This is a genomic window from Desulfovibrio sp. TomC, from assembly GCF_000801335.2.
Classification (GTDB): domain Bacteria; phylum Desulfobacterota; class Desulfovibrionia; order Desulfovibrionales; family Desulfovibrionaceae; genus Solidesulfovibrio.
On sequence record NZ_JSEH01000006.1, the window covers coordinates 218,101 to 237,232 of the forward strand.

Annotated in this window: 13 protein-coding genes; 5 read left to right on the forward strand and 8 right to left on the reverse strand. The window is 61.5% G+C overall.

Annotation, left to right across the window (positions count from 1 at the left end; genetic code table 11):
- Positions 1-334: 334 nt before the first annotated feature.
- Positions 335-922, reverse strand: a complete 588-nt coding sequence (locus tag NY78_RS07890; RefSeq protein WP_043634002.1) for a TetR/AcrR family transcriptional regulator — start codon at positions 920-922, stop codon at positions 335-337.
- 650 nt (positions 923-1,572) lie between these two features.
- Between NY78_RS07890 and NY78_RS07895 the strand changes: the two genes are divergently transcribed.
- The 4 genes from NY78_RS07895 (at position 1,573) to NY78_RS07910 (ending at position 7,778) form a co-directional block, all read left to right on the forward strand.
- A complete protein-coding gene (locus NY78_RS07895; RefSeq protein ID WP_043634004.1) occupies positions 1,573-2,601 on the forward strand; it encodes a TIGR00341 family protein in 1,029 nt (342 codons plus the stop codon).
- A 1,147-nt stretch (positions 2,602-3,748) separates the two neighbouring features.
- The gene (locus NY78_RS07900) at positions 3,749-4,174 is read left to right on the forward strand and encodes a hypothetical protein (protein WP_043634007.1); all 426 of its coding nucleotides are present in this window, start codon (positions 3,749-3,751) and stop codon (positions 4,172-4,174) included.
- Between the two features lie 728 nt (positions 4,175-4,902).
- Complete coding sequence (locus NY78_RS07905; protein WP_053062158.1) at positions 4,903-6,111, forward strand: anaerobic sulfatase maturase; 1,209 nt, start codon at positions 4,903-4,905, stop codon at positions 6,109-6,111.
- Entirely contained in the window at positions 6,108-7,778 is a 1,671-nt protein-coding gene (locus tag NY78_RS07910) for a sulfatase-like hydrolase/transferase (RefSeq protein ID WP_047960080.1), read from the forward strand. Before NY78_RS07905 ends, NY78_RS07910 begins: the two co-directional genes overlap by 4 nt.
- 447 nt (positions 7,779-8,225) lie before the next feature.
- Here NY78_RS07910 and NY78_RS07915 read toward each other — a convergent pair whose 3' ends face one another.
- From NY78_RS07915 to NY78_RS07930, 4 genes are all read right to left on the reverse strand, one after another.
- Positions 8,226-10,556 (reverse strand): FAD-dependent oxidoreductase, encoded by a 2,331-nt coding sequence (locus NY78_RS07915; RefSeq protein ID WP_043634010.1) that lies wholly within the window; start codon positions 10,554-10,556, stop codon positions 8,226-8,228.
- Positions 10,557-10,594: 38 nt separating this feature from the next.
- The gene (locus NY78_RS07920; RefSeq protein WP_043634013.1) at positions 10,595-12,229 is read right to left on the reverse strand and encodes a glutamate synthase-related protein; all 1,635 of its coding nucleotides are present in this window, start codon (positions 12,227-12,229) and stop codon (positions 10,595-10,597) included.
- Positions 12,193-13,323: a glutamate synthase gene (locus tag NY78_RS07925; RefSeq protein WP_043634015.1), complete on the reverse strand. Its 1,131-nt coding sequence runs from the start codon at positions 13,321-13,323 to the stop codon at positions 12,193-12,195. Before NY78_RS07925 ends, NY78_RS07920 begins: the two co-directional genes overlap by 37 nt.
- Before the next feature lie 483 nt (positions 13,324-13,806).
- Positions 13,807-14,757: an ABC transporter substrate-binding protein gene (locus NY78_RS07930; protein WP_043634018.1), complete on the reverse strand. Its 951-nt coding sequence runs from the start codon at positions 14,755-14,757 to the stop codon at positions 13,807-13,809.
- A gap of 544 nt (positions 14,758-15,301) precedes the next feature.
- Between NY78_RS07930 and NY78_RS07935 the strand changes: the two genes are divergently transcribed.
- Positions 15,302-16,495: a hypothetical protein gene (locus NY78_RS07935; protein ID WP_043634019.1), complete on the forward strand. Its 1,194-nt coding sequence runs from the start codon at positions 15,302-15,304 to the stop codon at positions 16,493-16,495.
- 7 nt (positions 16,496-16,502) lie between these two features.
- Here NY78_RS07935 and NY78_RS07940 read toward each other — a convergent pair whose 3' ends face one another.
- The 3 genes from NY78_RS07940 to NY78_RS07950 all read right to left on the reverse strand — a co-directional run bounded on the left by NY78_RS07940 (position 16,503) and on the right by NY78_RS07950 (position 19,017).
- A complete protein-coding gene (locus tag NY78_RS07940) occupies positions 16,503-17,264 on the reverse strand; it encodes an ABC transporter permease (RefSeq protein WP_043634022.1) in 762 nt (253 codons plus the stop codon).
- Complete coding sequence (locus tag NY78_RS07945; protein WP_156180887.1) at positions 17,261-18,076, reverse strand: ABC transporter permease; 816 nt, start codon at positions 18,074-18,076, stop codon at positions 17,261-17,263. The genes NY78_RS07940 and NY78_RS07945 overlap by 4 nt, the downstream gene beginning before the upstream one ends.
- A 179-nt stretch (positions 18,077-18,255) precedes the next feature.
- Complete coding sequence (locus tag NY78_RS07950; RefSeq protein ID WP_043634025.1) at positions 18,256-19,017, reverse strand: ABC transporter ATP-binding protein; 762 nt, start codon at positions 19,015-19,017, stop codon at positions 18,256-18,258.
- Between the last annotated feature and the right edge of the window lie 115 nt (positions 19,018-19,132).

Here is a 19,132-nt window from a genome sequence, read left to right on the forward strand (position 1 = left end):
CTGAGCTGCTTCGGGCCGACGGTCGGGGATTTGTCTGGAGAGGGCTGATACGATTCGCATTACGAACCATGATTCACTCCTGGCATGAGTGGTTTGCGCCCGGCGGAACTTTGCCGGGCCGCTTTGCCATGGCGACGACGGCCGCGAACCAGACGGGGATGGCGGAGAAAAGGTCGCCAGAGGTCTCGTCCGGACCGCGCGTCGGGTTAGCGACACTGCATTCAAACAACGATCGCCCCTCCCCGGTTGGTGTCCACAAACAGATATTCAGGATGAGGCAGCACTTCCAATAGACCGGTCTACGTAATGCTTGTTAAAAAAAGAGTTGCGGTTTTTATCTCTGAGCCAGGAATACATTGAAATATAAATGGATAAAATGCCGTAACGGTTCTGGTGACTTTTTGATTTTTGAGCGAAGCACTGCTCCTTGAAATGATGCAATCATGTTTTCGGCGAGCATTGCAACGTCTATATATGCGGGGATTGAGCTGTCGTTCTGTGCCTGAATAAGCACATCAGAGACGCGTTTCTCCCAAAGTTGTAGTGATAGTTCAAGGCGTTGCCGGACACTTTCGTATTGATCGGACATCTCCTGGCCTAAGTTGCCAAGGAGGCAGCCCTTGTAGCATCCACTTTCTTCAAATGTGGCAATGATGGTTTCGAAACTTTTTTTGACACGCTCAAGCGCTGGTAAAGACGCATCGTTAAGAATAGGGGAGAGCACTGCACTCCTGCTCGCAACAAATTTGTCGATAACCGCCAGAGAAAATTCTTCTTTGCTTGAGAAAAAGTTGTAAAATGAACCCTTTGGAATCTTTGCTTCCTTCAGAATCGCCTCAACGCCGGTGCCATTGAACCCTCTGCTCCATACGAGATCGAGTCCAACCTGGAGGAGGGTCTCTTTGCTGTGAATGCGTTTCATGGCTGAGCAATTAGACCGGTCGTTCTAAAAAGTCAACATCTATTTCGTCGCTTGGTCCCGGCTATTCGATGCGACTTTGCGCGGCAGTGGCTCCATGCTGGCGGCCTCGCGAAATCGAAGCTATTCCGATTGTTTATGCATATGTTCTGTCAGATAGTGGCCGACAGGATAGCCATAGGGCTGTTGGCAGGCGAGCGACAGAGGTTTTGGCTGCCCCTGCCCGGGAAAGTGCCGCAAGAACTGGCCGAGTAAGGCACCGTTAGCGATGGATCTGCAGGCATCATGGGCAAAAAACCTCGCTTATTTACTGCAAATTAACAAAAAATTAATTTTTCAGCTGCGAAATGCTTACGAAACCTTTTATCAATTAATGACAGATAATTAGTTGTTGTTTCGTCAGAAAACGTAAACCAGTAAGAATCCAATTCCACGGTAAACGTCGAAGAGCCAAGAAGCCCAGGTCCTGCCGTAAAACTCGGAATACTGCTGCTTCAACCCTCGGAAAAGTCCAAAAAAACCAAATTCAAAGACCTAAAAGAATTGTGCAACCGTCTCCCTGAGCAGTTGCCGAGAAGGCCGTTGGTGCGTATATGGCGTTGTGAGTAGGTACTGCTTTGAAGCTTATAGCGTTAGGAAAGAAAGGGGCGGGCATGGATACAGCAAGAGTCGAGGCAATACATAAGCAAACTGTCCGCGAGACCATGCAGGAAAACGCCAAGCTCTGCGTCGCGTTCATGGTGATGAACATGTTGGCCGCGACGATCGCCAGTTATGGCCTTTTCGCCAACAGTCCGGCCGTCATTATCGGAGCCATGATCATTGCCATGTTGCTCGGGCCGATCACGGGCGTCTCGTTGGCCCTCGTCGACAGCGACATGAAGGCGTTGTTTCGAGGTATAGGCACGCTCCTCGTAGGCGCTGCCGGCGTCATTGCCACGGCATACACTATTGGCTCAATTCATATCGATGTGCCTATTACGGCGGAAATACTCGGACGGACCCATCCGAATTTCGCGGACCTCATGATCGCCCTGGCCGGTGGGGCGGCCGGCGCGTATGCCTCGGTTTCGCCCCGGCTCAGCGTCGCCTTTGTCGGCGTGGCCATCGCCACGGCGCTGGTGCCGCCCCTTTGCGCCGCGAGCATCCTCCTGGCGCGCGGCCAACACCAATTGGCGTTTGGCGCGTTCTTGCTGACTTTCACCAACATCGTCGCCATCCAGTTCGCCTCGTCCGTGGTGCTTTTTGTCACCGGCTTTCGTAAAGTGACCGAAACCAAGGGCCTGTCCTTTTTGCAGTTCCTGAAGTTCAACTTGGTCAGCATCGCCATCCTGGCCATCCTGGCCGTGGTCCTTACCAACAGCATGCACGAAGTGCTCTCCAAGAAAATCTACGAAGCCAACGTCCGCAGCGTGCTGGAGCAGGAATGCGCCACCGCGGACGGTTGTTATCTGGCGGACATCCGTTTTGGCCCACGTTGGAAGCAGGAAAACGTCATTTCCGCCGTTGTTCGGGGGCCGCAGCCGCCGACGCCGGAGCGCATCGCGGCCATTGAAAAGAAGCTGCCCGCCCATCCCAAGGGCCTGCCTGTGGAGCTTCGGGCGCGGTATGTGCCAACAACGACGATCAACCGGGACGGCGTCCTTTACGAGAACATCCAGGAGGGCGACGGGAATCCATGACCGGTTGGCGGCCCGGCCAGGTTCTGGAGTTGACCCGATCTCGTGGACAGCGAATCCTTTGAGAAGGAGAGGTTCACGATGTCGAAACGCCCCCTGTACAGGCCCGTCGCGGGGCATTCGTTTTCGGTGGTTAGCCAGGACGTACAGCGTCGTGGTTGCCGCTATCGGCCCGGGGATACGGCAGAAACCATGGTGAAACGGACGGACAAGGCTCTTTATGAGGCCGCAGACTGGCCGCGATCCTGCCGCTCTGGAACGCGGACCGGCCTGTCGCGCCCAAAAAATGTTGGCAGGCGCGCCATAGACGTGTTGGCTGTCCGTTGGCGGTCTGTTGGCTGATGCGCCTCAGACCTACTGGTGGCTGTTGGCTGGAGCCGACAAAGGCGCTGTGCCTCCCCGGATTTTATGCAAAAAAATACAATATTTTAAATATGTTATGCTTTTCTGTTGGCATGGCATTCAAGAGATCGCGGGGTCGATTCCCTCCAGCTCCACCAGAAAGCATGCACGGGGTTCGGTGATAAGCCTAACCCCTTTTTCTTTTGGACCCGCCAACACTACGCCACCTGGTTTTGTTGGTTCCCCTGTATGAGCGTCACAAGGGTTCGCAGAAGCGAGCCGGCTTGAGCACCCGGAAAAGGGGGCTTGTTTTTTTTCAAGAGGTCGCCCCCACCTCTCCGTCTCTTTCGCTCTTGTCAGAATTTTTCTTCAATTTTACGAATAGTTGCAAAAAAAGAAACCATGGGCGCTTGTGGAATTTTCAAGCGATCTCCCCCGTTTTGGATTTTTGGACATTTTGGGTACAGCCTCAGTAAAAAATCGGAAGCAGGGAGTCGATCACTGCCCCGGTCCTCGTCGCCGGCGCCGAAGGCTGACCCTGATACAGTGTTTGCCGCAGGAACTCGGCGAGGAAGCCATGGGGGACGGGATAGTACCGGGTCGGTTGATCTTCCTGGGCCGGCTCCGTCCCTTTTCTGACGTTCCTGGCATCGCAGGGTGTCTGCTGGGGATTCCCTGCCGATCTGCTTCTTGCCCTTGAGTGTTTTTTGTGGGATTATTTCAAGGTTAGAAAAAGGCTGACCTGTAGAGTTGAGGCGGGATTGTCGCTATGGCAGCATGAACAATTTATCTACCAGGAGAACAAGGTATGAAGCTCAAAGTTGCTATTGCGTTCTGTTTTTCATTGATCCTGACTGCATCATTGGCTTTGGCTGGCGGGAAAGTTCCTTCGCTGATCGGGAAATGGAATGTCGAGTCGTCAGGCGGTATGATGCTCAATGCTGAAAAGGAAGGGAAAGAAACCCATTGGACTGTTGGGCAGAGGGTTTTGAAAGGGCAAATTGACATTTCCAGTCAGGAAGATCGCTTTGTGACGGGGACGTACACGTCTGCCCGTGGATCAGAGAAGTTTATCGCCATGATCACTCCTGACGGAAAATATATGTACGCCTCCGATACCGATGGTTTTTTTGATTGCAAGATTGCGAACAAGGATACCCTTGAAATCGTCTACCGGCATGTGAAGGCATCGGACAGCGTTGTCGCCATTGGGGTGGCGAAACGCCAGAAGTAGTCACCATGGCACGATTCTCCTCAGTTTATTGGATATGCTGGGGTTACCCCTGATCCGGGTGGCCCCTTTATGATTTCAGTTGGATACGCTGCAAACAGGGAAACACGGCTCCGGGATCGTCGCTTAACGGACGGACACCCTTCGTGGGGCAGGATCTCACGGTCGCTTCCTCGGCGGATGTGGCCCCTTTGGCTGGCACATGCGGCTAACGAGATGGAAACATACTGGGCCTGGAGCAAAATCGGACACGACTCCCGCCTCGCAGCCCCGATAAACGTGACAAACAGCTCCTTGCAAGAATGACGCAGCGGTCTCGAATCGTTGCGTTGCGCTGGGTCAATGCATTTCAAGATGGCAGACTGCCGTACTCGGCTTAAAATGTAATGATGTCGAGTGTATAGCCAGCGTCGTGACTGCTTTGGGCGAAGAAACGTCCTGCCTGCGTCTGGCCGCGCACCGACAAGACAGGCTACTTCCTGTTGCCGTAACGGTATACAGAAAGACGTATTGGTTTTGAAAGTTCCTCTCTGCAATCAACAGCAGGCATGTGACCTGAAAACCGACATGTTGCCGCCATTGTCTTCGGCTTTACATACTATATCTGTGCGATGCAGGCGTCGCTGGCTCGAATTGACCGGATAGAGGAGCCTGGACAATCTCCCTTGGATCGGGATACGTCCCAGCGAGTTGCCTGCTCCACCAGCTAGCGGGCGCGAAGGACGCTCTTGATGGGAAACCATCCCCCGGAGAAAGACGCCGCCGGCACGTTTACCCGTCAAGGGTTCACCGTCATGGTCAAGCCGGCCGGACCGGATTGTAACCTGACCTGCTCCTACTGCTTTTATCGAACCAAACGACGGCTTTTCAAAGACCCACACCCGCGCATGGGCCGGCGTGTGGTTGAACGCTTCATAAAAAGCTATCTCGAACTCCATCCCGGGCCGGATGTTCCCTTTGCCTGGCAGGGTGGCGAGCCGCTTCTGGCCGGCCTTCCCTTCTTTGAACAGGTCGTGCGCCTGGCGCGTCGCCACACGCCGGCAGGCAAGCGGGCCTGCCAGGCCGTACAGACCAATGCCACCTTGATCGATCGTGATTTTGCGCGGTTTTTTGCCCAAAACGCATTCCTGGTCGGCGTGAGTCTCGACGGACCCGCTGCATGTCACGACGCCTACCGCCGTCGCGCCGGCCAGCCGACCCATGCAGAGGTCATGGCCGGTCTGACGCGCTTGCGGGAGCACGGCGTCGCCTACAACATCCTGTGCGCGGTCCACGCCGCCAACCAGGAGCATCCCGAGGACGTCTACCGTTTTTTGCGCGACGCGGCCGGGGCCACGTTCATCCAGTTCATTCCCATCGTCGCCGACGGCGCAGGGAGCCTGTGCTCGGCCAGCGTCACCCCGGCTGCGTTCGGTTCTTTCCTGTCGCGGGTGTGGGATGTCTGGCGACGTGAGGATGTCGGCCGGGTATACGTCGGCCATTTCGACGCCGCCCTGGCCGCCCATCTGGGCCAGTCCGGGGCAATTTGCGCCATGGCCCGGGACTGCGGCCGAGCCCTGGTGCTCGAGCACGACGGCAGCCTGTATGCCTGCGATCATTTCGTGGACGAAACCAATTATCTGGGCAGCCTGGCCCGGCAATCCCTGTCCGAACTGCTGGCCAGTCCGGTCCTGGCGGCCTTCGGCGCGGTCAAGGCCGCGACGCTTCCTGCCCTCTGCCGGCAATGCCCCGATCTTTTCGCCTGCGGCGGCGGCTGCCCCAAGGATCGCCTGCAGGTAGCCCCCCCGGGAGCCTTGACCGCGCCGTACCTGTGCCAGGGCTTCAAGGGCTTTTTTCGCCATGCCGGCCCGGAACTGGCTGCCATGGCCGACGTCATCCGGCGACAACCAGCCTTTCGACGCGTGACGGACGAATCCGCTGCAAGGAGAAACGCACCATGACAGACCATGCCATGCCAACCGTCACCCGACGCGAGTTTCTCAAGGGCTCGGCCCAAGTCCTGACACTGGGCGTCGTGGCCTCGGCCCTGCCCGGACTGCCCGCCATGGCCGGTGGCCCGGCCCAGGCAAAGGCCGCCGCGCTCCCGGCCAGACCCAACCTGCTCATCCTGATCAGCGACCAGGAGCGCTATCCCCGGAACTGGCCCGACGGCTGGGCCGAGGCCAACCTCAACAAGGCGCGAGCGCGCCTTCTGGCCAACGGCCTGGATTTCTCCCGGGCCTTTTGCAGCGCCTCCATGTGCTCGCCCAGCCGGGGCAGCCTGTTTACCGGGCTCTATCCCGCCCAGCATGGCGTGACCATGACCCTGGCCGAAGGCGGCGTCGAGACCACCCTTTCCCCGGATCTGCGCAACCTAGCCCACCTGCTCGTCGAGGCCGGCTACGACGTGCAGTTGCGGGGAAAATGGCATCTGTCCAAAGGGGCCGACGGCGGCACGCCCACGAGCGACGATTTGGCGCAATTCGGTTTCCAGGGGTGGGTTCCCACGGATGTGGCCGAAGCCCTCGACGTGAACACGCTGGCGGGCGGGTGCCCAGACATGGACGCGCCCATCGTGGAGCAGGCCGTGACCTATCTCCAGACCATGACCCCGGGAAAAACCCAGGCCAAACCTTTTTGCCTGGTCGTTTCCCTGGGCAATCCCCACGACATCCTGGCCTATCCCGGACTGTGGGACCAGGAAAGCTGCACGGACAACTGCTACAAGAATACGGCCAACCTCGATATGGGCATCGGTGTGCCGGACTCGCACGATGCAGACGACCTCTCGCTCAAACCCGTTGTCCAGAAGCAGGCGCTGAAACTCTACGCCAGCGGGCTGGGCACCCTCGTCTTGCCTCAAGAACAGCTCAACTACGTTAATTTTTACGGATACCTGCAAACGGTCATTGATGCTCAGTTCAATACGATCCTGCAAACCCTCGCGAATCAGGGCCTGACCGAATCCACGGTCGTGGTGCGCACCACCGACCACGGTGAACTGGGCCTGGCCCATGGCGGCCTGCGCCAAAAGATGTTCAATGTCTACGAGGAATGCGTCAACATCCCGTTGATTTTTTCCAATCCGCTTCTGTTTCCGGCCGCCCGGCAAACCACGGCCTACGCCACACTGATAGACATGGTTCCCACCCTGTCCAGCCTGTGCGGCATTCCCAAATGGAAGTGGTCGTACCTGCCGGGCAAGGACTTGACGCCTGTCCTTACGGGCGCCGCGTCCCAGGTCCAGGACACCATCCTCTTCACGTTCGACGACGAATACGCCGGGCAGATCTCCGCGCCTCCCTTCATTACCGAGCCGTGTCACATCCGTTGCATCATCCACAAGGACGCCGACGGAGAATGGAAATACGCCCGCTACTATGACCCTGCCGGAGTCGCGGCCGAAACGTACGAAATGTACTGCCTGCGGGATGGAACGGGAAACGCGGTCGATCCGGATGAACTGGACAACGTGGCCAACAGCGGCAGCCCCAACTATGCGCAATACGCAGCCAAGCGGCAGGAGCTGGCCCAACTTTTGGCCGTAGTCGAGGCAACGCGCCTCGCCCCGGTCACGCCGCCAGGGCCGCCCCAGCCCCAGCTCGATCTGCTCTTGCTCAACAGTTGAACAACGGGACACGGAGGGGTTTCTGTCCGCATGTATCAGTAAATTCTTAAGTATTCAAACATGACGCCTTCATCGCATACAGCAATGATCGCCCGAGGTTGTCAGGCATGGCACATCGCGGGGGCGCTCCATGAGCCAGCAGCATCAGCCGCCTTTCTCCACCCCGCCAGCCATCAAGTCGGCCGGCTCTTGCTGCTCATGGATGGTAAAATGCCCCGGGAAGCGTTGCAGGATTGACTTCATTTGCAAGACCGGTGGGCCAAACCATGGCATAAGCGCGCCGATAGAGCCGTTGGCAGGTTGGCCACAGACGCGTTGGCTGTCTGTAAAAAGCGGGCCGCCTCTTCCGAGACGGCCCGCTCAATTTTTTCCATTCCAGGGGTCCGGGGGGATGATCCCCCCGGCGGGGTCTCAGGGGCAGCGCCCCTGATTCTCTTTTATTCCCAACTACACCAACGGCGTGTTCGCCACGATGCTCCAGACGCCGCAGGGGCAGGCGTTGCCGCAGAAGCCGCAGCCGATGCACTTGTCCGGGTCCGACACCATGGCGAATTCCTTGCCTTCCTTCTGCTGCCGCGAAATCGCCCCAACCGGGCAGATCGTTTCGCACAGGCCGCAGTCGCGACACGCCCCGCAGGACGAGCACTGGCTGGCGCAGCTGGTCAGGTCGTTAAACTCCATGACGCGCGGGTCAAAGTATTCGAGCTTGGCCCGCTTGTAGTCGATCATCTGGCGGGTGTCCTCGCACGGCCGTTTGCCGGTGAGGATTTCGTCAATGGCCCGGGCAGCGTCGCGGCCCATGCCGATGGCCTGGGTGAGCAGGCCGGGTTTGACGATGTCGCCGATGGCGAACACCTTGGGATTGGTGGTCTGGTAGATGGGGCTGACCTTCACATGGCCGCGCTCGGTGGCAATGGTGTCGCCGAGGAACTCGATGTCCGGCACGTCGCCAACGGACAGGATCACGGTGTCGGCCGGGACGAGTTCCCCGGACTGGAGCATGACCCCTTCGGCCGTGATCTCCTTGGTGAAGCAGGGATACTTGAAGACCGCGCCAACGGCTTCGGCGTCGTGGCGTTCCTTGCCAAAGGCGGCGGGCTTTTGGATGTCGATGAGCGTAATGGATTCGGCTCCGAAGCGGGCGGCCTCGGTGGCCACGTCGCAGCCGACGTTGCCGGCCCCGATGATGACCACGCGCTTGCCGACCTTGGCCGTGCCCTTTTTGGCGGCCTTTAAGAAGGTCAGGGCCGGGGTGGCCAGCTCCTTGCCGGGGACCGGCAGGATGCGGGGCTTGTTGGCTCCGATGGCCAGCACCACGTAGTCGAAGTCGGTGACGATCTGGGCGAACTCGTCGGCGGAAATCGTCTTTTGCAGCTGGATGTGCGGCAAAATCTCCCGGGCTCGGGCGATTTCGGCCTCCAGCACCTCGGAGGGGATGCGGCTGGACGGAATGGCGGCCGTGATCTTGCCGCCAAGCTTTTCCGACGGATCGTAGATGATGGCCTCGTGGCCGGCCAACCGCAGCTGCCAGGCCACGGACATGCCGGCCGGACCGCCGCCGATGACGGCCACGCGCTTGCCGGACAGTTCCGGGAGCTTGGGCATCTTGCCGGCCTTGGCGTTGGCCTTGCCGAGCAGGGCCGTATCAAGGGGCTTCAGGTTGCCGACATTGCGGGTGCAGCCCTGCATGCACAGGTTGGGGCACAGATAGCCGCAGATGGTGGCCGGGAAGGGCGTGTAGGCCAGGGCCAGATCCATGGCCTCGTCCATAAGGCCGTCGCGCACGAGCTGCCAGCGCTCCTGCACCGGGATGCCGGTGGGGCAGCTGGCCTGACAGGGGGACAGATATTTCTTGTTTTCCCAGACCGGCACGAAGCGGCGCAGTTCGCCGCTGACGATCAGGCCGACAGGGGTCCGGTCGGAATCGTCGAGATCGCCGATCAGGCCGCCGCGACCGAGTTCGGCATCCCAGACGTTGGCCCGGAAATCGCTGATGGCCCGGCGCACTTTGCCGGTCTTTTCGTACGGGCTGCGGGCCAGAATAAGCTGCCAGTCGTCGCGCCCGGCCAGGGAATCAAACAGTTCCGGCTGGCCGATGGCGGCCAGGAACTTGCTCAGATTTTCAGTCAGCCAGGCATAGGCGGCGTCGTCAACGGGCACGAGCTTGGCGTCGGCCAGGGAGAAGCCCTTGTACGGCCCGCGGAAGAAGATGCGTCCGCCGACCATGCCGACGCAGGGGCGATAGCCGAGCACGTTGTCCGGGTTTTGCGGATTGTGGCCGCAGACAACAGCCGTGCCGCCGGCCATGAACTCGGCGAAATAGTCGCCCACGCTGCCGAGAACGAACAGCTCCGGGGCGTCGTATTTCGGGTTCTGCTTGGTCATGGTCATGCCGCGCGAACCGATGTTGCCGGCGATCATGACCTTGCCCTGGGCCATGGCGTTGCAGGCCCCGTTGCCGGCGTTGCCGCGCACCACGATCTCGGCCCCGGCGTTGAGCCAGCCGATGTCGTCGGAGACCGAGCCTTCAATGAGGATCTTGGTGCCGGGGAAGCCCATGGACCCGGTGCGCTGGCCCGGCGAGCCGGTGATGCGCAGGGTGACGGGTTCGCTGCGCGAAACCCACAAACGCCCGCCAATGCCGTGCTGGCCGGAGGCTTCGACAGTGAGATCGCGCGCGCCCTGGGTCACGGCCTGCTGGATGTGCTCTTCCAGAAGACGCGATTCGACCCGGTGGCCGTTAACAATGCCGTGTATGGTGACGGTCTGGTGTGCCATGTCTTGCTGCCTTGGTGCGTAGGGGTATGACGCCCGGGTTAGACCACGTATTTGATCTTGAGCCGCTCGGCCACGTGGTAGTCGCTGATGCCCAGACCGTCGGACATGCCGATGGGGAGCGAGGTGGAGCGACCCAGCGGGGCGACGATCTTGCGCAGTTCGGTGTCGAAGGACAGGAAGACGTCAACCAGACGCTCGGCCACCTTTTCGGGATCGAGCCGGCGGTACACGCGCGGGTCCTGGGAGGTGATGCCCTTGGGGCACACGCCGATGTTGCAGACGTTGCAGCGGTCGTGCTCGGAACCCACGCACCCGGCCGCGGACTGCATGATGTACTTGCCGGACTGCACGGCGCTGGCGCCGAGCATGATCAGGGCGGCGGCGTTGGCGGCCAGATTGCCGTTTTTGCCGATGCCGCCGCCGGCCATGAGCGGAATCTCGTTCTGCTTGCCGGAGATGACCAAGTTTTCGTAGCAGTCGCGCAGGTTGGTGGCGATGGGGTGGCCCATGTGGTTCATGGAGACGTTGTAGGCCGCGCCGGTGCCGCCGTCCTCGCCGTCGATGGCCAGGCCCGCGGCGTAGGGGTTGCGCACGAGGTTGTTGAGCACTGCCGTCGCGGTCGTGGTGCCGGAGATCTTGGGGTAGACCGGGACGCGAAATCCCCAGGCCATGGACATGGACTGGATCATCTTGGCCACGGATTCCTCAATGGAATACTGGGTCTGGTGGGTCGGCGGGCTTGGCAGGGACACGCCCTGGGGCACGCCGCGGATGGCGGCGATGAGCTTGTTGACCTTGTACCACATGAGCAGGCCGCCGTCGCCGGGCTTGGCTCCCTGGCCGTACTTGATCTCGATGGCGCAGGGGTCTTCCTTCATGTCGGGCAGGGCTTTGATGATTTCATCCCAGCCGAAGTAGCCCGAGGCGACTTGCAGGATCATGTACTTGAGAAAGCGCGAGCGGAGCAGGCGCGGCGGACAGCCGCCTTCGCCGGTGCACATGCGCACCGGCATGCCCATCTCCTCGTTGAGATAGGTCACGCCCATGACGAGGCCTTCCCACATGTTGGGGGAGAGCGCGCCAAAGGACATGGAGCCGATCATCAGCGGATAGATTTCGCGCACCGCCGGCACCCAGGCATTGTCCGCCAGGGCGGCGAGGCCTTCCTCGGGGGGCTGGATGCGGCCGAGAAGCGTACGCAGCTCGAACTCGTGGCGGCCGGCGTCCAGGGCCGGGTCGGTGAGCATGGAGATGCGGATGAATTTGATCTGGTCGAGCAGGCTGCCGCCGTCGTTTCGCCGCCCGCCCCGGGTGCGGGCCGCGCCGCCCCGGTTGTTGTGGAACTTGAGCGTCGTTGCTTCCGGACGGAGTCTGGGAGCAATGGAGTTATTGGGGCAGACCATGTTGCACATGGCGCAGCCGATGCAGCGGTAGGCCGGATCGGTGCGCTGGCGGATGCCATGGTAAATGGCATAGGAATTGGTGGGCTTTTTGGCCAAAGCCGGGGTGGCCTCGACGGTCCGCTTGCGATGGACGCCAAGTTCGATGGCGTTTACCGGACACACCGCCGTGCAGCGCCCGCACAGGGTGCAGGTGTTCTTGTCCCACTCAATCTGCCAGGGCAGGTCGTTGACGCTTAGTGTGGACGGGGTAATGACTGCAGCTGATTGCATATGGTGACCTCTTGGCATTCGGGGCGCACGATGGCTGTATCCAGGTGCATGGGTTGAAAATCGGCGTACTGGTCGCGGTCGGGGATGGCCGCGTCGAGGCCGCAGATTTCCGAAGAGAAGGCAAAGATGCCGGGCTTGCCGCCGACCACGCCGGGCCGCAGCTTCTTGCGGTCCTGGACCATGAACATGGTCTTGTCGGGCAGGCAGCCGATGACGCAGTTGGGACCGTCGATGATGAGCTTGCGGCAGGTCTGCTTGATGCGGGCCAACAGCGCCCGGTCGGCGTGCCCTTCCATTTCGCTATCGGACAGCGGCGTGATGACGTGCTTGTAGTATTCGATGCCAAGCTGCAGCCGGTTGATCGTATAATGCATGATATGGGCGAAGACTTCGGAATCGGACTGATAGCCCATGTAGCCGGGGAACCCGCGCGAGAGCAGGTATTCCCGGATGGGCACAAAGGCCGTGTTTTCGCCGTTGGTCATGGTGCATACGCCCTGCAGGAAAAACGGATGGCAGGCGTAGAGATTGATGGCGTAGTTGGTGTTCTGCCGGCCCTGGGCCAGGATGCGGCGGCAGTCGAGTTCCGGGCGGGCAAGGCCCAGGTATTCGCCGATGGCCATGGGGTCGCCGACTTCCTTGACCATGACGGTGTCGGGCCAGAAGGAGAAGACGCGGATGGCCTCGGAGTCCTCGCCCATGCGGCGCAGTTCCACGCGCATGAGCATGTAGACCAGTTCGCGCTCGGCCTGCGGTTTGGCCTTGAGGTCGGCCGGGGCCTCGTAGGCCCGGGCCAGGTAGGTGCCCCGGATGGGGGTGCCAAGCGGCGCCTTGGTCTGGGGGATCAGCTCCAGGGTGTAGCGGGTGACGAAGCCGCGTTCGCCCATGAAGGCGTCAACGCGGTTTAAGCCTTCGTCGGTAAAAATTCCGGAGAGGATGGGTGCGTCCTTCATTTCACCGAAGGGGCCGCCAAGGTCGGAGAGGAACAGGCCAACGCCTGATCCGTCGTGCCCTTCCTTCATGACGTTAAGCGCCTCGATGGCGCGCATGGGGGACACTGGGTCCCGGCTGCTGAGGGCGAATAAGCGGCACATGGTCTACTCCGAATGATCGAATTCTCATTAAGGGGGGTTTTTTCATAGTTACAAAATGGACTACCGTAAAGCACAAAATCAAATTCGGTGGCTCAGGGGCACAAAAATGAGCAAATACAGGCGGTAGCGAGGGAGGTTCTCGGCTGCTTGCCAAGGCGTTTTCGCCGGTTTTGGCAAGGTGGCGGTGTGCCTGTCGGACAGGACCAGCCGGATGTTCGGTTTTGGCGACGTTTCGTCGGCGCCGGCGGCAGGGGAGGCTGGGAGCATCGTTCGTTTGGCCGTGCCCGACTTCTCAAATAGGACTTTCGGCCGGGTGGTCAAGCCGCCCGGCAACTTTTTTTGCGTACCGGCCTGTGCCGAATAATCTTCGGAGGAAGGTCAGCGACCGGGCTGGCGGGCCGAAGCATCGGCATCCCGGCCGGGAACGGCAGGACGGGCGGCCCGACCCGGCAGACGCCGGGGCGGACCGTCCGCCAGATTCGATCAGTCGGCCGGAGCGGCCAGGATCTCGGCGGCCGGGAACGGCTTGGCCAGCAGGCCATAGCGGGCGGCCACGTCGATGATGCCGGTCAGGGCGGCCGGAGCCAGGGTTTCGGGAAAGCGCGGCAGCACGATGTTGGCGGCCAGTTCCGGGGCCAGCTTGGTGCGCTGGCTCAACATGGTCCGGGCCTGGTTCGGATGGGCGGCAATAAAGGCCGAGGCCTTGGTCACGGCCCGCAAAAAGGCCGCCGCTTCGGTTGGATGGGCCTTGAGCCAGGCCTTTTTGGCGAACCAGCCGCCGATAAGATAGGGGCTGCCGAAGGCGGCATGGGGCGAGGGATCGAGCACCTTGGCCGCGCCGCGCGATACGGCGTCGGTGACAAACGGTTCCAGGACCAGCGCCGCCTGGACCGAACCTTTGCCCAGGGCGGAAACCATGTCCGGGAAGGGCACTTCCACCAGCCGGATGGCGTCCGGGGCGATGCCGGCCTTCTCGGCCAGGGCGCGCATGGCCGCCTCATTGATGTTGCCAAGGGTGTTTATGGCCACGGTCTTGCCGGCCAGATCCGCCACCGAAGCGATTTTGGCATCGGCCGCGACCAGCAGGGCGTGGACGTCGTTGCTGCCGGCCACTCCCTCGGCTCCGGGAGCCAGAAAGGCAAAGTCAAAGCCCTTGGCGTGGGCCAGGATGATGGACACGGTGTTGGACCAGCCGATGGCCAGCTCGCCGCCTTCCACGGCCGGAGCGATGACCGCCCCGCCTTTCATGGCCAAACCGGTTGCGGCCAGCCCTTCGGCAGCAAAATAGCCCAGGTCCTCGGCCACGTAATATTGCAGGCAGTCGCCTACCGGGATGTAGCCGATTTTGATGGCGGTCGGATCGGCGGCCAGGGCGGCAGTGGCCGCCAGCAAGGACAGGAGCAGGGCGCAGCAGGCGCAGGCAGTGGCTTTCATAGGGCCTCCCGTGGCGTGTGTCGCACCACTTTGACACAAATCCGGGTTTGGCGGAATCGAAAATGGCGGCATCCCTGCAAACATTGTTCCCCCCTTCCCCCGACTGTTGGTCTGGGTAGTCAGACCGGTCAAGCCCGTTGTGTCGGTTGCAGCGTGATGCTGCTCCGTAGACAGCAGGTGTATTTTATTATACACCACAGGACTCTTTTGCCATGGTGCAACTCGTCGCAATGCTAACGATTGTTTGCGGCAAACGGCTGGGAACGCGCGGCCCGTTATAAAGCAGAAGGAGATGGATATGAGGTCTATTCTCTGTAGTGTAGCGACTGTTGTTTTAAGTATTTTCGCTGTCCAAGCTTTGGCGCAAAACACGGAACTTCAATATAGCCTCAAACGTTTCTATTATAGCGATGCAAAACGAACGCTTGACTACGATTTTTCGGCAGGAACACAGGAGGCATTGTCGTGCTGTACGGGAGTTGATCAACTGTTGGTTCCCGGAAGCGCTCAAACTGGTACCAATCAGCTCGCATTTGCCCTCAACATGAACCATGAGCACTTCACTCTGGACACCAGTGCCCAGGCCCTGGTGCTCAAGGGGACCATGGAAACCGTCCAGGGCTGCACGAGCATGGCCTGTTCCGCCTCAGGGGCAATGGAATACACCGACGGCATTTTCGAAATCACCGATGCCCTGCCCCGGGCCACGACAGCCTTTTTCCATGCCGTGCGCCTGTCCGATTTCAAGGCCTTTTCCTCGGAGAAATACAACGCCTTCACTTACGGCTTCCAGGGCAACAACCTGACCAGCGGCGGCAGCTACCCCCAGGCCAGGATCACGGCCAAATGGATCAAGGGGTTCTATTGCGGCCGGCTGTTTGCCGGCGAACTGGTGTTGGAAAATACCGTCTACAACAACTCCAGCGTGTTGTGGCAGTACAAGGTGGCCAACGGCGGCGGACAGTCCGTGTCCGGCCTGACCGACCCGACCACGGCCGTGGTCGACTTGGCCATTGAGGGCGTGGAAGGCGGGGCTAGGGTCAATTTCTATTACCGCACCGGCGGGACGCAGTCCGGCATGGACAAGGCCAGCGGCGGCTGGACCCTCTACGCCAGCTACGACAACGCGGCCCTGCCGTTTTACGGCTATCCGGTCAATAAGGGCCTGCTGACGCTGTCCGCCTCGGATCTGGCCTATCCCCCCACCGTGCCCACGGACAATCCCATCAACAGCGCCCAGTCCATCGCGGTGACGGAGTATTCCACCGAGTCGGCTTCAGCCGGGGACCTGTCGCGCGACTACCGCGTCATCAATTTTGAGCCGGCCAGCAACGTCAAACGCATCGTCTACACCTGCACGTCCGGGGCGTTGACCGCCATCCGGGCCGCTTTTTCCGGCCTGGACAAGAGTCCGTCCCAGCTCAACATCGTCAAGTTGCGGCCAAACGGCCAATCCCGGCCGTTTAAGACCTACCGCACGACGTTTAGCGGCGTGGATTCCGGCGATTGGGCCATTGCCGAGGCCTGGGGAACCAATAATTTCGTCCCTGCCGGCCAGTCCATGATCGCCGGGGCGCAGTACTATCTCTATCTCTTTATCCGGGACAACGATCCGGACTACGATCTGAATATGACGGCAGGGATTATCGAGGACCCGGCTGTGCTTGGCATCGGCACCCCAGGCCTCCGTGCGCCCGCAGGGGGGCCAACCATGCTGCTGCTTGAGGGGGCGCAGTAGCCGGGATTCAGTCCCGGCCGCCCTTCCAGCCGGCGTGCCAGCGCAAAAGCCGCGCCAGCGCCCGTTCCAGGCCGGTATTGAGGCAAAGCCCCCACAGGCCGATCATGGCCACGCCGGCGTACATCTCGGGGATGGCGAAGGTGCGCTGCATGCGCAGGATGTAATGGCCGATGCCGCTTGTGGCCCCGACCATCTCCGAGAGCACGGCCACAATAAGGGCCATGGGCAGGGCTGAGCGGAACCCGGCCGCCACGCTCGGGCCGGCCGCCGGCAGGATGACCCCGAAGAGCAGGTCGCGCCGGGTCAGGCCGTAAGCGCCGGCGGTCAGGCGAAAGCCCGGATCGACGCCGCGCGCCCCGTCCACCGCCCCGACCAGGATGGGGAAGGAACAAGCAAAAACGATCACCGCCAGTTTCATGCCCGTGCCGATGCCAAGCAGCAGCATGGCCGCCGGAATGACGGCCGGCGGCGGCACCGGGCGCAGCAGCTCGACCGTTGGGGTCAAAAGGGCCGAAAGCCGGCGCGAGACGCCCATGGCCAGCCCGAGCGGCCCCATGACGGCCAGGGCAATCAAGAGGCCGGCCACAGCCCGAAGCACCGTGGAGAGGGCTTGCTCCGGCAGCAGGCCCGAGACGGTCAGGTCCCAAAACGTCGCGGCAATGGTCGAAACCGGCGGGAAATAGAGCCGCGAGACGAGGCCGGACCGCGACAGCGTCTCCCAGGCCCCGGCCAGGGCGCAAAATACGAGCAGTCCGGACAGGCGTTTCATCGCCGCCCTTCCTCGGGCGTCCAGGCCAACACCCGCCGCCGCAGGGCCACAAAAGCGGCATTGAGCCCGGCTCCCAACAATCCGACCGCCACGATGCCGGCGTACATGCGCTGCGGCCGCCCGGCCAACGACGACTCCAGAATAAACGAGCCAAGCCCGTTTGGCGCAGCGGCCATCTCCGTGGTCACGGCCACGGCCACAGCCACGGCCAGCCCCGTGCGCAGCCCGGCCATGACGTGGGGCAAGGCCGCCGGAGCCCGGACAAAGACAATGCGCTCAAACCGCCCAAGGCCGTACACCCGGGCCGTGTCGCGAAGTTCCGTCCCGGCCGCGCCCGCGCCGGCCAGGGCCGCCACATAGGCCGGCCAGGCACAGGCAAAGCCGGCCACGGCCACGCACAAGCCAAAGCCCAGGCCCAGAAACAAAATGCCAATGGGAACAAGGGCCACCGATGGCATGGGGCGCAAAAATTCCACCGTCGTCCGCATGGCCCGGCCAAAACCCGGGAACACGCCGCAGGCAAACCCCAACAGCACGCCGCAACACCCGCCCACGGCAAAACCGGCCACAGCCCGGCCCGCCGTCAGCCCGACCTGGCCCACAAGCTCCCCAGAGGCCAGCAACCGGCCAAGCTCCGCCGCCACCGCCGAAACCGGCGGCACGGCGTCCGGCGGGAGGATGGCGCAGCGGGAGAGGGCTTCCCAGAGGAGGAGGAGGGCGATGAGGAGGAGGATGCCTCCGGCGGCCGGGGGGGCTGATCCCCCCCGGCCCCCCTCGATGGGGAGGGGGGGATTACTGGGCGGAGCGGCCATGGCGTCGTGGTTCGAGGTTGCACCCGAAAGGCGTTGCGGTCTTGTTGTAGATGGTCGAAGCGTTAGGCAACGACACAGAACCACGTGCCCCATGGCGGGGGTCCGGGGGGATCATCCCCCCGGTGGGGAGGGTTCGGGAGGGGCAACGCCCCTCCTGACTCTTCGTCTTCCCCTGCCACTTACACACGGCGCAGCAACGCATGGATGGCCTTTCGGGCGTCGAGGAAGCGCCGGTCTTCGCGGCTGGCGATCTGGTCCCGGGGGTGGGGCAGGTCGATGGGCAGCACCGCCGCCACCCTGGCCGGCGGCGGGGTGAGCACCACCACCGTGTCGGAGAGGTACACGGCCTCGTCGATGTCGTGGGTGACGAACAGCACGGTCTTGCCCTGATCCCGGGCCACGCCGGCCAGCAAATCTTCCAGGTCCTCGCGGGTCTGGGCGTCCACCGAGGCAAAAGGCTCGTCGAGGAGCAAAATATCGGCCCCATAGGCCAGCCCCCGGGCCAGGGCGGCGCGCTGCTGCATGCCGCCGGAGAGCTGCCAGGGGTAATGCCCGGCGAAATCGGCCAGTCCGACCGAGCGCAAGGCCTGCCGGGCGATGGCGATTTTTTCGGCTTTGCTTCCGGGGCGGCGGCGCAGCACGAAACGGATGTTGCCGAGGATGGTGAACCAGGGAAAAAGCGAGGCCGCGGCGTTCTGGAAAATAAGGGCCATCTCCGGCGGCGGCGCGACAATCTCCCGCCCCTCCAGGGTCACTCGGCCCGAAGTCGGGCGCATGAGGCCGCACACGCACTGCAACAGCGTAGACTTGCCGCAGCCCGACGGCCCGACCAGCGAGACAAAGGCCCCCTTGGGCACGGCAAAGCTCACGCCGTCCAGGGCGCACAGGGTCGGTGAGCCGTTTTGGCCGTAGGATTTGGTCAGCCCCTCAATGGTCAGCATTTCGCCAGTATGCCGTAAACGATGTGAAAATGTAAGATGGAAGAGGATGAAGAGGATGAAGAGAAAGGCATGCCTCCGGCGGCCGGGAGGGGGTAACCCCCTCCCGGACCCTCCC

Excerpts from the sequence above, each read along its gene's own strand:
- NY78_RS07890 (WP_043634002.1), bottom strand. The coding sequence starts at position 922 with ATGAAACGCATTCACAGCAAAGAGACCCTCCTCCAGGTTGGACTCGAT.
- NY78_RS07895 (WP_043634004.1), top strand. The coding sequence starts at position 1,573 with ATGGATACAGCAAGAGTCGAGGCAATACATAAGCAAACTGTCCGCGAG.
- NY78_RS07900 (WP_043634007.1), top strand. The coding sequence starts at position 3,749 with ATGAAGCTCAAAGTTGCTATTGCGTTCTGTTTTTCATTGATCCTGACT.
- NY78_RS07905 (WP_053062158.1), top strand. The coding sequence starts at position 4,903 with ATGGGAAACCATCCCCCGGAGAAAGACGCCGCCGGCACGTTTACCCGT.
- NY78_RS07910 (WP_047960080.1), top strand. The coding sequence starts at position 6,108 with ATGACAGACCATGCCATGCCAACCGTCACCCGACGCGAGTTTCTCAAG.
- NY78_RS07915 (WP_043634010.1), bottom strand. The coding sequence starts at position 10,556 with ATGGCACACCAGACCGTCACCATACACGGCATTGTTAACGGCCACCGG.
- NY78_RS07920 (WP_043634013.1), bottom strand. The coding sequence starts at position 12,229 with ATGCAATCAGCTGCAGTCATTACCCCGTCCACACTAAGCGTCAACGAC.
- NY78_RS07925 (WP_043634015.1), bottom strand. The coding sequence starts at position 13,323 with ATGTGCCGCTTATTCGCCCTCAGCAGCCGGGACCCAGTGTCCCCCATG.
- NY78_RS07930 (WP_043634018.1), bottom strand. The coding sequence starts at position 14,757 with ATGAAAGCCACTGCCTGCGCCTGCTGCGCCCTGCTCCTGTCCTTGCTG.
- NY78_RS07935 (WP_043634019.1), top strand. The coding sequence starts at position 15,302 with ATGAACCATGAGCACTTCACTCTGGACACCAGTGCCCAGGCCCTGGTG.
- NY78_RS07940 (WP_043634022.1), bottom strand. The coding sequence starts at position 17,264 with ATGAAACGCCTGTCCGGACTGCTCGTATTTTGCGCCCTGGCCGGGGCC.
- NY78_RS07945 (WP_156180887.1), bottom strand. The coding sequence starts at position 18,076 with ATGGCCGCTCCGCCCAGTAATCCCCCCCTCCCCATCGAGGGGGGCCGG.
- NY78_RS07950 (WP_043634025.1), bottom strand. The coding sequence starts at position 19,017 with ATGCTGACCATTGAGGGGCTGACCAAATCCTACGGCCAAAACGGCTCA.